12 protein-coding genes are annotated in these 17,867 nt (G+C 26.0%); 4 read left to right on the top strand and 8 right to left on the bottom strand.

Annotation, left to right across the window (positions count from 1 at the left end):
- The first annotated feature begins 56 nt into the window (after window positions 1-56).
- Window positions 57-1,814 (top strand): aspartate--tRNA ligase, encoded by a 1,758-nt coding sequence (gene aspS, locus AVBRAN_RS05290; RefSeq protein ID WP_239802649.1) that lies wholly within the window; start codon window positions 57-59, stop codon window positions 1,812-1,814.
- A 31-nt stretch (window positions 1,815-1,845) separates the two neighbouring features.
- Window positions 1,846-3,777 (top strand): capsular polysaccharide biosynthesis protein, encoded by a 1,932-nt coding sequence (locus AVBRAN_RS05295; protein WP_239802650.1) that lies wholly within the window; start codon window positions 1,846-1,848, stop codon window positions 3,775-3,777.
- Window positions 3,778-3,793: 16 nt separating this feature from the next.
- On the opposite strand, the gene AVBRAN_RS05300 is transcribed toward AVBRAN_RS05295, so the two are convergent.
- The 8 genes from AVBRAN_RS05300 to AVBRAN_RS05330 form a co-directional block, all read right to left on the bottom strand.
- A complete protein-coding gene (locus AVBRAN_RS05300; RefSeq protein ID WP_239802651.1) occupies window positions 3,794-4,003 on the bottom strand; it encodes a zinc ribbon-containing protein in 210 nt (69 codons plus the stop codon).
- Window positions 4,004-4,483: 480 nt separating this feature from the next.
- Entirely contained in the window at window positions 4,484-6,208 is a 1,725-nt protein-coding gene (locus tag AVBRAN_RS05305) for an SGNH/GDSL hydrolase family protein (RefSeq protein WP_239802652.1), read from the bottom strand.
- A gap of 14 nt (window positions 6,209-6,222) precedes the next feature.
- Complete coding sequence (locus AVBRAN_RS05310; protein ID WP_239802653.1) at window positions 6,223-7,650, bottom strand: GT-D fold domain-containing glycosyltransferase; 1,428 nt, start codon at window positions 7,648-7,650, stop codon at window positions 6,223-6,225.
- Between the two features lie 12 nt (window positions 7,651-7,662).
- Window positions 7,663-9,075, bottom strand: coding sequence for a glycosyltransferase (locus AVBRAN_RS11040; protein ID WP_345774109.1), 1,413 nt, complete (start codon window positions 9,073-9,075; stop codon window positions 7,663-7,665).
- Window positions 9,072-11,462, bottom strand: coding sequence for a glycosyltransferase (locus AVBRAN_RS11045; protein ID WP_275591979.1), 2,391 nt, complete (start codon window positions 11,460-11,462; stop codon window positions 9,072-9,074). The genes AVBRAN_RS11040 and AVBRAN_RS11045 overlap by 4 nt, the downstream gene beginning before the upstream one ends.
- Window positions 11,459-12,598 (bottom strand): UDP-galactopyranose mutase, encoded by a 1,140-nt coding sequence (glf, locus tag AVBRAN_RS05320; RefSeq protein WP_239802654.1) that lies wholly within the window; start codon window positions 12,596-12,598, stop codon window positions 11,459-11,461. The genes AVBRAN_RS11045 and glf overlap by 4 nt, the downstream gene beginning before the upstream one ends.
- Complete coding sequence (locus AVBRAN_RS05325; protein WP_239802655.1) at window positions 12,599-13,990, bottom strand: glycosyltransferase; 1,392 nt, start codon at window positions 13,988-13,990, stop codon at window positions 12,599-12,601.
- Window positions 13,987-15,285, bottom strand: coding sequence for a UDP-glucose/GDP-mannose dehydrogenase family protein (locus AVBRAN_RS05330; RefSeq protein WP_239802656.1), 1,299 nt, complete (start codon window positions 15,283-15,285; stop codon window positions 13,987-13,989). Before AVBRAN_RS05330 ends, AVBRAN_RS05325 begins: the two co-directional genes overlap by 4 nt.
- Before the next feature lie 233 nt (window positions 15,286-15,518).
- Between AVBRAN_RS05330 and wecB the strand changes: the two genes are divergently transcribed.
- Together wecB and wecC are read left to right on the top strand one after the other, a co-directional pair.
- Entirely contained in the window at window positions 15,519-16,655 is a 1,137-nt protein-coding gene (gene wecB / locus AVBRAN_RS05335) for a UDP-N-acetylglucosamine 2-epimerase (non-hydrolyzing) (RefSeq protein ID WP_239802657.1), read from the top strand.
- Window positions 16,652-17,863 carry a UDP-N-acetyl-D-mannosamine dehydrogenase gene (gene wecC / locus AVBRAN_RS05340; RefSeq protein ID WP_239802658.1) on the top strand — a complete coding sequence of 404 codons (1,212 nt, stop codon included), beginning with the start codon at window positions 16,652-16,654 and terminating at the stop codon, window positions 17,861-17,863. The genes wecB and wecC overlap by 4 nt, the downstream gene beginning before the upstream one ends.
- Window positions 17,864-17,867: the final 4 nt, after the last annotated feature.

Raw genomic sequence — 17,867 nt, forward strand, 5'->3', positions numbered from 1 at the left:
ACAATTTTTGAGTAAAAATCAATTAATTTAATAAAAATTCATGTTAAGGAAAGAAATTGAGAACACATTATAGCACTGAGCTTAGCATTAAAAACATTGATGAAGAAGTAGTTGTAGCTGGATTTGTAAATAGCTACCGCGACCATGGTGGAGTTGTATTTTTAGATTTAAGAGATAAAGAAGGTATTATTCAATTAGTATGTGACCCTGAAATAAACAAAAATGCTCACGAAATAGCAAGTAGCTTAAGAGATGAGTATGTAATAAGTGCTAAAGGTAAGATTAGAGCTAGAGGCGAAGGTTTAGTAAATCCAAGACTAAAAACCGGAGAAATTGAAATAGTATGTAGCGAAATTGAACTAATTAATAGTGCAAAAGCGCTACCTTTTGATATAAATGATTTAAATGTTAATGAAGAATTAAGACTAAAATATAGATTTTTAAGTCTTAGAAATCCTAAATTATTAGATAATTTTAAAAAGCGCTCAATCATTACAACAGCAGCTAGAAATGCTTTAACAAAATTAGGCTTTATGGAAGTAGAAACTCCGATTTTAACAAAAGCTACACCTGAAGGTGCAAGAGATTATTTAGTTCCATCTCGTGTGCATGAAGGCGAATTTTATGCGCTACCACAAAGCCCACAATTATTCAAACAACTTTTAATGGTTGCTGGGTTTGATAAATACTTTCAAATTGCAAAATGCTTTAGAGATGAAGATTTAAGAGCTGATAGACAACCTGAATTTACTCAAATAGATGTTGAGATGAGTTTTTGCGACCAAGAAATGGTTATGCAAAATGCTGAAACTTTCTTAAGAGAAACATTTGCAAGTGTTGGCATTACAATGCCTCTTAAAGTAAAAAGAATGACCTATAATGAAGCAATGGAGCTTTATGGAAGTGATAAGCCTGATTTAAGATTTGATATGCCGATGATTGATGTTGCGCACATTTTTGCAAAGTCAAATAACGCTATTTTTAGCGAACCTGCAAAAGATACTAAGAAAAATCGTGTAAAAGCAATTGTTGTTAAAAATGGAGATAATATTTTTTCAAAACGCCAAATGCAAGGATTTGAAGAATATGTTAGAAAATTTGGTGCTAAAGGTCTAGCATTTATTCAAATGAAAGAAGATGGACCAAAAGGACCATTAACTAAATTTTTTGATGATGATGGAGCTGAACTTATAAATTTCTTAAAAGAAAAAGCTGATTTTAGCGTAGGAGATGTAGTATTCTTTGGCGTTGGTGCTAAAAAAACCGTTTTAGATTATATGGGAAGATTTAGATTATTCTTAGCGAATGAATTAAAGATTATTGATGAAAATAAATTTGAGTTTTTATGGGTTGTTGACTTTCCTATGTTTGAGCAAAATGATGATGGAAGCTATTCGGCAATGCATCATCCATTCACAATGCCAAAAAATATCGATGCACCAATTGATGAAATAAGTTCTGTTGCTTATGATATAGTATTAAACGGAGTTGAGCTTGGTGGTGGAAGTATAAGAATTCATAGAAGCGATATTCAACAAAAAGTATTTAAATTACTTGGAATTAGCGAAGATGAACAAAAAGAAAAATTTGGCTTTTTACTAGATGCATTAAGCTATGGAGCACCTAGTCATGGTGGATTTGCAATAGGGCTTGATAGATTATTAATGCTAGTTACAAAATCTAGCTCAATTAGAGATGTAATAGCATTCCCTAAAACTCAAAGAGCGCAATGTCTAATGACTGACGCACCAAGCAAAGTTGCTTATGCACAGCTAAATGAATTACACATTGCACTAAAAGAAAGTAAAAAATAATTTTTACCCCTAAAAAAGGGGTTTTTATCCTATGTTAATTAGATATTTTAAACAATATAAACTTCGTAAAAATGTTAAAAACTTTTTAAATCTTTCTTGGCGTGATGCAAGTTGCAATGGTGTTTATTATGGCTGGGGAAGAAAGGAAAGTGGAAGAATAGCCAAGAATTTAGCTAAAAAAAATAATGCTAAATTTTGCTTACTTGAAGATGGGCTTATTCGCTCTTTAGGGCTTGGCATTAATGATAAAAATAGCTTTTCACTAGTATTTGATGATATTGGGATTTATTACGATGCAACCGCTGCTAGTAGATTAGAAAATATTTTAAATACTTACGAGTTTAGCGAAGATGAATTAGAGCAAGCAAAAAAAGCTATCAAATATCTAGTAGATAATAATATAAGCAAATATAACAATGCTTACAAAGAATTTAAATTAGGGAATAAAGATAATGTTTTAGTGATTTTACAGAGTGCAAATGATCTATCACTTAAATATGGTTTAGCTAATAATATTAATTCACTTGATATGATTAAAGATGCAATTAAAGAAAACCCTAATTCTAAAATATATATAAAAATTCATCCAGATGTACTAAGCAGCAAAAAACAAAGCGATATAAATATAAATGAAATTCCACAAGAATGCGAGATTATAAGCGATAGTTATAATCCAATAATTTTACTTAAAAACTTTAAAAAGGTTTATACAAAAACTTCAACAATGGGGTTTGAAGCTTTACTTTGTGGGTGTGAATGCGTGTGCTATGGAATGCCTTTTTATGCAGGATGGGGAATTACAAAAGATAAACAAAAATGTGAGCGTAGAATAAAAATAAGAAATATTGAAGAAATATTTTATGCTATGTATTTTTTATATACGAAATATTATAATCCCTACTCTGAAGATATTTCAGATATTTTTGATACTATGAAAACCATGGTGCAATTTAGAGAAATTTATAAGGCTAATTCAGGGAGATTATTTTTCTTTGGGTTTTCTTTATGGAAAAGAGCTCATACAAAGCATTTTTTTAAATCATTTGATAATAAAATAATTTTCATGAACTCTTTAAGTGCCTTAAAGCGGTATAAGGTTACAGAAAACGATAAAGCATTTATATGGGGTAAAAAATATGATAAAGATGAACTCGAAAAGTATTTTAAGAATGTTAGCATAGTAGAAGATGGTTTTATACGCTCAATTGGACTTGGCTCAAACCTTACTAAAGCATACTCATTAGTAGTTGATGATATGGGAATTTATTTTGACCCTCAACTTCCAAGTAGATTAGAATATATCCTAAAAAATACCAATTTTAGCGATGAGTTAATAGAAGAAGCAAAAGAGATTAGAAAACTAATTTTAGATAATTCATTTTCTAAATACAATTGCTTAAAACATCAAGAATTGCCAAAAAGAAAACAAAAAACAATACTAATTCCAGCACAAGTTGAAGATGATGCATCTATCAAATGTGGTGGTTTAGGATATGATACTTTAAAACTTATAAAGCAAGTTAGAGCTGAAAATCCAGAGGCTTATATAATATATAAAGTTCATCCTGATGTAGTAGCTGGTAATCGTAAAGGACTTAAGGATGAGAAAATTATCTTAAAATATTGCGATGAAATTATAACTGATATTAGTATAGATAGTTGTATAAAAGCTTGTGATGAGGTTCATACTATCACATCAACAGCAGGATATGATGCACTTATCCGAGATAAAGTAGTAGTAACTTATGGGGCTCCATTTTACGCTGGCTGGGGTTTAACCATTGATAAAAACATAACTCCAGAAATCCTATCCCATCGAGGAAGAAAACTAAGCATTAACGAGCTAATAATAGGGGTTGTTATCTTGTATCCTAGATATTTAAACCCTATATCTACCAATTTAACTAAATCTACAAGTACAATTAGGGTGCTTATCAGTAAAAACTCAAATGATAAAATATAACAATCTTATTTAGTACCTATTTACGTGTTGGATACGGATCTTTTGGTGCATCACCAACGCCAGATAAACAGTCCCACTTATTTGTTACACGAGGATGTTTAACTTTCATTAATGGGCAAGGCGGTAAGCTTGTTACTGATTGCACAGGTAGTTTATATCCACACACAGTACACTTATAAGTACCTGATGATACATCTGAACCAATAGGAATATTATTCTTTTTCATATTTTTCTCCTTATAGATATAATATAAATACAACACCAATTTATTAATCATATTTATATTGAAAATTATATACCAAATACGGTAATTTTATGCTTTACTATTAAAAAGAGACTAATCACAATAATTCAATAATTAAATACTCACATTTAAGTAACCTATTTTATGAGTAAATATAAAAAAACTACTATTTTCTTAAAAAATTGAAATATTAGATTTTATTATATTTATCAATATTATTAATATTTTCTAAAATCATTTATATTTTCACACCTGACAAACCATAAATAATTTTATCTATCAATATTTTTCAATATTACCAATAAAATACACTTAAACGTCAATAAACCAATCTCTAAGATTATCCTTATATCCTCAATATTCAAATGACAAAAACAAATGTATTTTATAATCTAACACGTATTATAAATAATTTAATCAGCTAAATTTTATATTAGCTGATCTAAAATAAATATTAATTTATTATTCTTCATCATAGTTTATATAAGAATAAATAATCTTTTGAACAAAGTTATCTTCAATACTAAAACATTTTTTTAAAATATTACATATGTCTTGTTCTGAATATTTATAGAATTTTAACCTAAAACTTATATCTAAAATTCCACCATTAATACAATCCATTTCTATTGTTGTTGGCTTGTTGTGCCAAGCAGAAAAAGTATCATATGTTTTTGAATTAATAGTGAGTTTGTCATATGTAACCCAAATTGGTAAAAAATTATTATCCTTATCTTTAACACACGACGATAAAAATTTAAATGATATTTTCCCACTTAAATGCGTTTTAATTTTTAAATTAAAATCACTAGTTTCTATTTTATTATTATAAATTATCATCCCCTTTCCATTTGATGCATCATACCATTTAGGATATTCAACTACAACTCCATTGCTACAATTTGTGTCAAATTCTTGATGGTTATTTTCCATAAACACATCAATTCTAAAAGTTTTTAGTGTTTTTAAAATTTTTTTAATCTCTATTAGATCTTTGCTATCATTATTTTCATGTTGAATTGCTTTTTCATAATATTCATTAGACACATCTACTGCAAAATCTACATCTGGCAATATTTTACTCAAGTCCTTGTTGACTATTATATCATTAGCATAAATCTCATATATTTCATCTAAAGTTAATTTTAAAGATTTACTACATAAAAATAAAGAAATAAAATCTAAAAAATCTATTTTACAAGTATCGTTAAAAGTTGCACTTGTATGCTCACCCCATTCAGTTTCTTCTTTTTCATTGTCAAAATAATGCAATTTTGTACTATTATCAATTAAAAAATCATTTTGAACAGTTGAGAATTGATTAAAATACGAAAACGCTTTTACTAGATTATTTTTATCATTAGATATTTTTATCAATGAATATGTCCCATAATATCTATCCGGTACTATAGATAATTTATCATCTTTATTCCAAGTATGTATACCAACTATAAACCAACCACTATATTTTGATAACTTTGCTATTTCAGTATCTTTATTTAATCTTAAAACCTTTTCACAATAGCATGAATTTTTATGCACCAAATCAGAATCTTTAGAAAATATATCTTCATAGTTTATTATTTTGAATTCTAAATCTAATAAATTTACATCATTAGGATTTGGCATATCAATTAAATTATAATTTTTAATTATATTAGCTCCTATTTTTCTCATTATACTATTTAAAGGATGATTAGCATCTGGTTTTTTAAAAAATTCAAACAAATTTTTAGATATCATGTATTGTTGCATATCAACAACGCTAATATCATACAAATTACAATAGGATTTATGTATGTTATAAATAACTTTATGATTGATATTATTTTCATCATAGAGTGGTTGAGAAATTAGTAAAGATACGACTTTAGTTTTTAATTTAGATAATTCATTATAAAGATAATGAGCATTTCTTTCTATCATGCTTATATTGTATCTAGAATATAAATATTTAATAAAATCATTCAAATAAGCATCTATAATAACCAAATCAAAAGTTTTTATCTTATCAATATTGCGTGTTAGTTCATAAAGTCTATGTGCAGAACCTGGGCCCCCAAGAGATAAATTTAAAAATTCATGATTACCCCCCCCCACAATATTAGAATTTAAAGTATCCTTTAAACCACGTTGCAAGCCTTCAAGCATTACACCATTACTACCACCGATCAAACAAACCTTCATTTAATTTCCTTTTTTTATTTAATAATTTCAACAATCTGACTTAAATAATCTTTATCTTTACACTCCGGAACATTCCTTTGATTTATTTCATTAACATACTTGCCAGGTACAGGACCTCTTTGACCAAATCCACGTAAGGAACATTCATAAATTATATCTAAATGACCTATATCAAGAGCTCTATACCCCCCCCCAACAGTTAAGTCATACGCTAACACCGTAGCTGTTGGTCCTAAAGCTATTAAAAATAAATGACTATTATCTATTTTATTGCAAGCTTTTAATATATCATCGTATTTATCAAAAGCATTTTCTTTAGGACACAGTATTCTTTTGATACTTTTCACATTATCCAACAAATCATTACCTACGCCCATTCTTGTTGCTTCACCCTCGACAATAACTATATCTTTATCTTTCCATATATTTTTAAATTTCAATACATTACTTACGTTTCTTGTTATCTCAGCATTCCCATAATTTTTATTATAATTTACAATAGTATTATATAATTCTCTTTTAGTTTTTACTACAAAATGTAACCAAGTAGATTCATCTTTAATATCAAAACTATAACAATTGTTATAATGAGGACTTATACAAGTAAACACACTATCATTATTATTTTGAATTATTTCTATCAGTCTATTTGATAGTTGTAAATTATATTTTTGAAACCCAACTTCAAATTTACCAAACATTAAACCTATTTCTCCATCTCCAAATCTAACTAATGACCTATTTGATTTTACAAGCTCATCCATTGTAGAATCTAAACTTAAAATTTTTAATTTTGGTTGCAAATATGTCTTAATATTTTGTAATTCATTTTCTAAATAAATTATTTTTTTTATCAAATATTCATTTAGATTATCTTTGTTATTGAAAGAACTTATTTCTTGCACAATTTCTAAAATAGCTTGATTGATATTCTTATCAGTATGTATTTTTAAAATTTTAGCAATGTCTTGTAATTCAGACCTATTATAGCTATATAATTCTAACTTTAAATCTAATTCTACTATATCGTCTTTTTTTGCAGACAAATTTGACATGATATCTAAACTTTTATTATGCCATAAAGCTACTTTTTCATCTAGCATTTCTTGTTTATTAATTTTAAATGATTTATATACTACATAAATAGGGTACGGGCTATCATCTAGCATTATTAGACTATTTTTTAAATTAATTTTTAATTTACAATCGCAATTGACTTTAATTTTAATACTATCATCCAATATATTATTAAATATAATAGCACCTTTTGAATTAATTTTGTTTAACCACTCTGGATATATAATTTTTGTGTTTGTATCATTACCAACAAACTCAATTATATTTTTACCATCTATATTATTTTTTAGCTCGGTCGCTAATATATCTAAGCGATAACTAGATATTGTCTTATATATTTTTTCTTTTAATTCTCTAACTTCCATATCTACCTCTATTTAATTTAATTTTTCTTTTAATTGTTCAATTTCTTTTATTAACTTTGCGTTTTCTTCTTTGATAAGGTCTAGGATTTCTCGTCTAGTATTAAATTTTACATACTTCAAACCTAAGAAATAATATCTTGTTTTATATTTTTCTCTTGTGATTGAGAAAATACGATTTGGTTGTTTTAATTTAGTTGATTTTTCATACTCCAGTCTGTTTTTAATAATATTTTCAATAATATTATTTATATCTTTAGGCTCTACTCCACTAGAAAGCTTAATTATTAATTCTTTTAGTTCACTTTTAGTATAAGGATATGGTGCTTTGGTTACCTCTATGTCTATCATCTCATTATCCTTAACCTTCATTTCATAGGTAAAAGCTTTATCATGCCAAGTAGTAATAGGCTCCCTTAAAATCTCTTTTCCATTTATCTTGATTGATTGATAGTTGACATACAAAGGAATCATTTTATTATTATATTTTCTATAAATTCCCATAAACTTAAACACTAAATTACCATTACATCTAGTTTTAATTTGAAAACTATCTTTATAGTTTTTACTAGCTAAAATTGCTCCTATACCATTATTATCTGCAAACCAGCTAGGGGTACTTATACTTATATTTGAACTATGATTTAACAATCTTATATTGTTTTTATATGTTCTCACATTTCTTATATTAATTTTAAAATATTTACTACCAATATAATCTACTTCTAATTTAATTATTTGTTTATTTAATACATATTTTTTTATCTTATATGAAGTATTTTTAGTAATATTTAATGGCTTTTGCAAAAGATTTTTACCATTTATTTTAATCTGATTATAAATAATATTTTCATTATCACAAAATAAATCTATAACAAGTAGGCCACTATTGATTATTATAAATTCAATAATATTATTATTGCCAAAAATACTATAACCGTTACTTTTTTCTGTTGATATACTTATATGTTTATTTATCTTTTGAATAATATCAATATTGTTTTTGTTAATACCAAAATTTTTTACATCAATACGACTTGAACTTAATACACTTAAATATGTTAAATATTCATCCTTAATATTAAAATTATCAAAATTATTTGATTTAAAATTTATTTCTTTTTCTGCAATTTTCATCCATTCATAATACAATTCTCTAATATTAAAATCATATTGTTCTATATTTTTAATATTCCAAGGCTTCAAATCTGTGTTATAATGAATTATTTTTGCATATTTTACTAATTTTTTTTCTTCTAAAAATATATTTTGATTAAAAAATAAATAATTCCATTGATAGTTCCATATGATTTCTAATAATTTCTTACGACCTTGACAAGCCATATTTAACAAATCTTGATCTGGATATTCTAAATCTCTATACTTATCAATTAATTCAAAACATTTATTTTTAATTTTTTCAATTATAAATTTTTTGTATCAATCAACAATACACCAGAATTAATATATTCATTTTTGTTCATATTTAATTGTTTTATTTTTTTTTCATACTTATCTACAGGATTGATGATAGCACCTAATATATTACCTTCTAAATCAATATTATAAAATTCAGATATGTCACCTTTTATAAGAATATCACAATCTAAGTAAATAATTTTTTCATAACTTTTAAGGATTTCAGGAGCTAAAATTCTATAATACATCTCTATACTGAAATGATTTGTACTATATAAATTATATTGCTGAATATAATTAAAAACATCTATAAATTCTATATATATATTATCTTTTATTTTTGTATTAAAAATCTTATCCATACTATCTTTTTTTAAGTTACTATAAAAAATAAATATATGATATTCATCATTATTATTTACAGTATTAGATAATGATTTCAAAGCTACTCTCAAATAATCCACATAATAGTCATTAGTCGCAAAAATAACTGGTATATAATTTTTAGAAAAAACTATATTTTTTATTTGTTCTACAACTTTAATATCAATTAGATCTACACTAAATATTTTATCCTGCATACACTCATCTTTAAGTAATTTTCTAAAAATTCCCCTATCTTTTAAAGAAATCCTATTTTTATAAAAGTAAATATAAGAATTATATTTTCTTAACAACAAGATATTATATAGGTATTGAAACTTACTATTTTTTTTCATAATGTTAAATACATGTTGTTGCTCCAAGAAGATAGTATAAACACAAGATTTTTTAAACATTGAAGCTTCTTCATTATCTTGTCTGTAATAGTAAAAAGCTTCATCTAAATACATTATTTTATCTGCTAAATAAGTGGTACAATAATCAAATCCTATATCTTGATGTGATGCTCCTGGAGTTTCATTGAAAGTAATATAATTGCTATCTAAAAAAACTTTTTTAAATATTCCTGTTGGGTTTATCACAAAACCTAGCTTATCTTTATCATTAACTCCATTAAAAATTTTGTTATAACAATTATCATTTATAACTTTATTTAGAGTACTAACATTGTTTTTGTATATATAATAGTTTGATTTTAATACATCCAAATCATTTTCTTTAGCGACTTTATAAAGTCTTTTATACATATCTAAAGCTATGAAATCATCAGGTTCAACTATGCCTATATATTCACTATTAGCAACACGTAAACCACAGTTCATAGAATTTCCATATCCTGTATTAATCTTATCAATTATTTTAATATTTCTATGCCTATTTGCAAAATCATTTAATATATCTAAAGAATTATCACTTGAGCCATCATTAACGCAAATAATTTCAATATAATCAAAAGTCTGACTAGTTATAGAATTTAAACATTCTTGTAAATACTTAGATACATTAAATATAGGAATAATTATAGAAACTTTTGCTTTCTCTAAGTTAGTATAAATTTTGCAATATCTTTTAAGTGAAAGTTCAACTAATTTTTGTTTGACTAAATTTATGTCATCATTGTCTACATTTTTAATCTTTCCCCAATACTCCTTTTTCAATCTCATTAGGCTTAAATCGTAAAGTTTATTTAAATTATTCTTATTTGTATAATCTAAAATTTCTAAAAATGCGTTCAAAATATCAATTACTCTACTATTGTCCCAAGTGACTGTTTTATGCTCCATTCTGTAAGTATAAGTATGAGATTTTACAACATATATTTTTTTTGCACAATCCATAGCCTTAATCATAAAAATAGGATCTTGATATCTTTTATAATTTGGAAAAAATATATTATTTTTTAAAACCATCTTTCTACTATAAATAAACCTTTGAAAGCCATAATCAAACTGATAGTCTGAATAGTCCATTATCCCATCATATTTAAATAAATCTTTATTGTTATCCTTTTGATAGCACTCTTTTTTATTTTCATCGTATATCAATAACGATCCGCCACAAATTAGTACATTATTTAAAATTGCTTTTTGATATAAAATTAAAATCACATTATTGTCTGGATAATAATCATCAGGATCAATGAATGCTAAAAATTCCCCTTTTGCTTTTTGTATCCCCTCATTTCTTGAATACCCTACTCCACAATTTATCCTGCTAACAACAAAGATGCGATTATCTTTAGCTGCATATTCTTTTAAGATTTCTAGCGAATTATCAGTTGAACCATCATCTACACATATTATTTCTATTTCTTTTAAGCTTTGGTTTATTACACTATCTAAACACTCTCTTAAATATTTTTCAGTGTTATATACTGGGATTATTACTGATACTTTTGGGATATAATCAATCTTATTTTTAATCAAAATAGTAGCTTTTGTATCAGGGTCACCTTCAGCGTTTTTAACTATAATTTGATTTTCTGACAAAGTCATTGATAAAAAATCACTCATTTATTACTTCCTTTTACATTAAAGATATTCTCAAATACTTCAAAAGCACCAAGGATAGTTCTATTCATATCATAATATTTATAAGCTCCTAGTCTTCCTAAAAAATAAATATTTTCTAATAATATAGCTTCTTGTAAGTATTTGTTATATAAAGCAGTATTTGAATTATTTAAAATTGGATAAATTCTTTCATTCTTTCCTATTTCAAATTCTTTAGGATATTCAAACGATAAAACTGTTTTATTAGATTGTTCTTTTAAAAAATATTTATACTCAGCTATTCTAGTAAAATCATAATTGTTAGGATAATTAACCACCGGAGCATTTTGAAATTTATCAATATCATAAGTTGTAATTTTAATATCTAGACTTCTATAAGGTAGTTTTCCAAATTTATATTCAAAAAATTCTTCAATAGCTCCAGTATAAAATATTCTATCAAAATGTTTTTCATTTATATTTTTATAGTCTGTGTTTAGTCTTATTTCTATATTTTTATGAGATAACATATTTTCAAACATCTTAGTATAACCATTAAGAGGTATACCTTGGTATTTTTCTTGAAAATACCTATTATCTCTACCTATAAAAACTGGAACCGATCCGGTAACAGATGGATCTAACTCTTCAGGCTTAAAGCCCCATTGTTTAATAGTATATTCCTTAAAAATTTTTTCATATATAAAATCTGCTAATAATTTCAAATCTTTATCATCTGTTTGTAATAGCTCAAGTATCTTTATCTTTACGTTATATCCAAATTTTTCTATAAGTTTATTTTCTAATTTTTTTGCCAACTGCTCAGGAAATACAATATACAATGAATTTAAGTTAAATGGAACTGGTACTTCATTGCCGTCTACTATGCCTAAAACATTATGCATAAAAGGCATCCATTCGGTATATTTTGATAAAAAATCCCAAACTTCTTTATTATTAGTTCTAAAAATATGAGGGCCGTACTTATGAACTGTAATGCCTGTATCTATATCTTTATAATCATAACAAGTACCTGCTATATGGTCTTTTCTATCTATAATAACAACTTTTTCATCCAATTCGTTGGCTATTTTATTTGCCATTACAGCACCACTTAAACCACATCCTACTATTAAATTTAGTTTTTCTTTACTCATTTATATTCCTTTTATTTTTACCAATTCAACACTATTTTTTTTATTTTTTACATTTCTTATATTTACTTTAAAATCTTGTTTAACGTTTGTAATTCCTAATCTAAATTCCAATTTCAAAATATCACCATTTTTAACTTTTAATTTATATCTATAAGGAGAATTATCAGTTGTAATAACCGGAAGTATACTTATTATCTCATCGTTGATTTTTATTAAGTTATATCTTGTAGCTTTATAAAAGCCATTGCTCAAAATAGACCTAAAAGTTATATTAAATAACCCACTTTCTATAGCTTTTAGATATATCACACAATCACCACTACCTTCAATGCTTATGCCATTGCCTTTGTCATTAGAAAGTATCTTTGGATATGAATAATAAAAGTTATTAAATTTCGTTTGTTGTGGCTTGTAAGCTATTACAAAATCATTAAAATTTATCAAATCTCTATCATTAAAGCATCTATAAGATATAGTTTTTAGCTCATCAAAAACATCTTCACTTAGCTTATCTAAATTATTTATAAATTGTGATTTAATTTTCATAAAAATATATTTCAATATAATTTGTTTATGTTTTAAATCCACTTTTTCTATATTCTTAAACTGCCTTATTAAATCAACTAAATTATCAGCTCTAAGCTGCATTAAAGAATTAACATGATTTCTTCTATATATAATCAATTCTTTATTTGATATATAAAGACTATTGAGATTATTTATGCACTTTATGAAAAAACTAACATCATTAACACATTTAAGATTATCAAATTTTATATCAAATTTTTCTATAAAACTAGCTTTATATATACCACTCCAAGCACTATCAGGAAGATTTAAAAGTAAATCTATCTTAGGATTTTTTATGAGTTTATTAAAGTACTTTTTATCAAGTTTTGATATCAAAATATAATCATTTTGATAATATAAGTCATTATAATCATCATAAATTATATTTTTAAATTTAAACAATTCAACTTGATTTTTACAAGCTTCATTATAAAAATAATTAAGCTCACCACTCATGCAATCATCACTATCTAAAAAATGATAATACTCTCCACTAGCTACCATCATACCAGCATTTCTTGCAACTCCAGCATATAGATTTTCTTGAGCTAAAACTGTAATACGGTTATCTTTAGCTGCATATTCTTTTAAGATTTCTAGCGAATTATCAGTTGAACCATCATCTACACATATTATTTCTATTTCTTTTAAGCTTTGGTTTATTACACTATCTAAACACTCTCTTAAATATTTTTCAGTGTTATATACTGGGATTATTACTGATACTTTTGGGATATAATCAATCTTATTTTTAATCAAAATAGTAGCTTTTGTATCAGGGTCACCTTCAGCGTTTTTAACTACGATAACTGTTTGGCTCAATTCTTAACCCCAATATTTATCACGTCAAAACCATATTTTTTAGCTTCATTGAAATTTATTATATTTCTAGTATCATAGATTTTTTTAACCTTTATACAATCTTTAAGCTTTAAAAAATCAATATCCTTAAATTCATCCCATTCTGTCAAAATTACTAATAAATCACATTCATTGGCACATTCATAAATTGAATTTGTATAATTAACGTTATCATTTAAAATACCTTTAGCATTATTTATAGCCCTCGGATCATAAACATTTATATTTTGATAATTTTTAATAAATTCTTTTATAATTTCAATCGCTGGACTTTGTCTACAATCATCAGTGCCATTTTTAAAAGCAAGTCCTAAAATACCTATTTTTGGATTATCAATATCTTTTAACATATCCTTAATGTTATTTGCAATTTTTTTAAATCTATCATTATTACCCTTAATGGTAGTTTCTATTAAAGATACTCCTACCCCAAGCTCCTTAGCCATTCCAAGCATTGCTAAAGTATCTTTAGGAAAACAACTCCCACCAAATCCAGGTCCAACGTTTAAAAATTTATTACCAATCCTACTATCAAGTCCAATTCCAAGTGCAACATCACCTATATTTGCCCCGCTTTTTTCACAAAAATCAGCTATTTCATTTATAAAATGTATTTTCATTGCTAAAAAAGAATTAGAAGCATATTTTATAAGTTCAGCCGATTTTCTAGTTGTAATTAAAATTTTATCACTATCAATATGCGAATACAATTCTTTTATTGCTTTACTTGCCTTATCAGAATTGCTTCCTATTATAACCCTATCTGGATTATAAAAATCTTCTAAAGCATACCCTTCTCTCAAAAATTCAGGTAAAGATACTACTTCAATATTAGGATTTATTTTGTGCACTATTTGTTCTATTTTATCTCCAGTACCAACCGGAACAGTTGATTTGGTTGCTAAAATAAAATATTTATTTTTATCTCTTAAATTTTTACAAATTTCATTTATCGCTTCAAATATATATTTTAAATCAGCTTTCTCACTATTATTTGATTGTGGAGTTCCAACAGCTAATATAACAATATCAGCTTCATTTATACAAGAATAGGATGTGGTGAAAGTGAGATTTTCATTAACTACTTCTAAAAATAATTGCTCAATATTATTTTCATATATTGGCAAAATACCATTTTGTAAAGAATGAATTTTACTTTTATTAATATCTACACAAGTAACATTGTGGCCTAGTTTAGCAAACCCAATACCGCTAGGTAATCCTACATAACCAGTTCCTATAATAGCTATATTCAACAAACTCTCCAATTTTGAAAAACTTTTATTTTCAATACAAAAATGTATTAAAATATCTATAGAATAATTGTTTATAAATATTTTAGTTTTTTGTATATTGGGGGGGGGTATTTTTTATAATATCTTATTAACTATTTTTAATAACTTTATGCTTTAATTTCAAATCATATTTTTAATTTTAATACATTTTTGTATTGAAAATAAAAGTTTTTCAGATTCATGTAAGGTAAATTATGAAAAATATATTAATTGTTTTTGGAACTAGACCTGAGGCTATAAAAATGGTTCCTTTAATTAAAAAATTGCAAAAAAATAGCATATTTAATGCCAAAGTTTGCGTTACAGCACAGCATAGAGAAATGTTAGATCAAGTTTTAGATTTTTTCGAAATTCAACCTGACTTTGATTTAAATATAATGTCGCATAATCAAACTTTAACTACTATAACAAATAAAATTTTAAATGGATTGGATGAAATTTATAAAACTTATAAACCAGAAATAATATTAGTTCATGGAGATACAACAACAGCTATGGTGACTGCTATAAGTGCGTTTTATAATAAAATAAAAATAGCACATATTGAAGCAGGTCTTAGAACAAATAATATATACTCACCATATCCAGAAGAAGCTAATAGACAAATAATAAGTGTATTGGCAAATTATCATTTTTCACCGACAATTTTAACTAAACAAAATTTGATAAAAGAGAATAAAAATGAGAGTGAAATAATGGTGGTTGGAAATACGGTGATTGATACTTTATTGGACACTATTAGTATAATAAACAATAATGCTGACAAGAAAAATAAAATAATTCAAGAAATTTCACAAGAATATAATTTGAGCAATAAGAAATTTATTTTAGTTACAGGTCACAGAAGAGAAAATTTTGGGCAAGGCTTTGTAAATATTTGTGAAGCGTTAAAAAAAATTGCATTATCACACCCGAATATTGATATAGTTTATCCTGTTCATTTAAATCCAAATGTACAAGAACCTGTAAATAAAATACTTAATAATCTTAAAAATGTATTTTTAATAAAACCTTTAAAATATGAAAATTTCGTATATTTAATGAGTAAATGTTATTTTATAATTACCGATTCTGGTGGTATTCAAGAAGAAGCCCCGACTTTTAATAAACCTGTCTTATTGCTACGTGAAAATACAGAAAGACCAGAGGCGTTAAATTCAGGCGGTGTTAAATTAGTGGGCTCCAATAAAGAATTAATAGTAAAAAGTACTAACGAGCTTATCAACAATATTGACAATATATATAAGCATATGTCAAACATTGAAAATCCATATGGAGATGGTAAGGCAAGTGAAAAAATAATTGAATTTTTAAGGAGTAAATTAATATGAAAATTTGTGTTATAGGATTAGGCTATATAGGGCTACCAACAGCAGCAATGTTTGCAAAAAATACTAATAATTTTATACTAGGTATTGATATAAATAAAAATGTAGTAGATACTATCAATAAAGGTAAAATTCATATAGTAGAGCCTGGTCTAGAAGAAATTGTTAAAGAAGTAATATTAAATAATAAACTAAAAGCTAGTATGGAAATAGAAGAAGCTGATGTTTTTATTATTTGTGTTCCAACACCATTTGACAATGAACAACTTAAACCAATTACAGACTATATCAAGAGTGCAGTTAGTGAAATAGCAAAAGTTATTAAAAAAAATGACTTAGTCATTTTAGAATCAACATCTCCAATAGGCACAACAGAAAAAATTTCCAAATGGATTCAAGAACTAAGACCCGATTTAGTGTGCCCACACACTAATGAAAATTCTGATGTTTACATAGCTCATTGTCCTGAAAGAGTAATACCAGGATATGTTTTAAAAGAAATTATAAACAATGATAGGATAATAGGTGGACTAACAAATAAATCTACCGACAAAACAATAGAGCTGTACAAACAGTTAGTAAAAGGTGAATGTATACCTACAAATGCCAAAACTGCTGAGATGTCAAAATTAGTAGAAAATGCTTCAAGAGATGTTCAAATTGCATTTGCCAATGAACTTTCTATGATATGTGACGACTTTGGAATTAATATATGGGAATTGATTTCTTTAGCCAATAAACACCCTAGAGTAAATATCTTAAACCCAGGTTGTGGTGTTGGAGGACATTGCATAGCAGTTGATCCTTGGTTTATAGTAAATGCTGCACCATTAAAAAGCAAACTTATAAAAACTGCAAGGGATATAAACAATTATAAAACAGACTATGTTATAGAGCAAATTATTCAACAAGCTAATAAGTTAAATACTAAACAAATCACTTGCTTAGGGCTAGCTTTTAAGCCTGATATTGATGATTTAAGAGAAAGTCCAGCTGTAAAAATAGTTGAAAAATTATTTAGTCTAGGTTATGAATTAAAAGCTGTTGAACCTAATATTGAAAAACTACCAGAAAAATTGCAAGATAAATGCCAATTGATAAAGATTGATGAATTAGATGACACTTTTAAGGTTATTTTAGTAGCCCATAAAGAGTTTAGATTAATAAAAAATAAACTAAAAAGCAACTGCTTAAGTTATTGTAGTATTTGAGGTA

It is taken from the genome of Campylobacter sp. RM12651 (assembly GCF_022369475.1).
Taxonomy (GTDB): domain Bacteria; phylum Campylobacterota; class Campylobacteria; order Campylobacterales; family Campylobacteraceae; genus Campylobacter_E.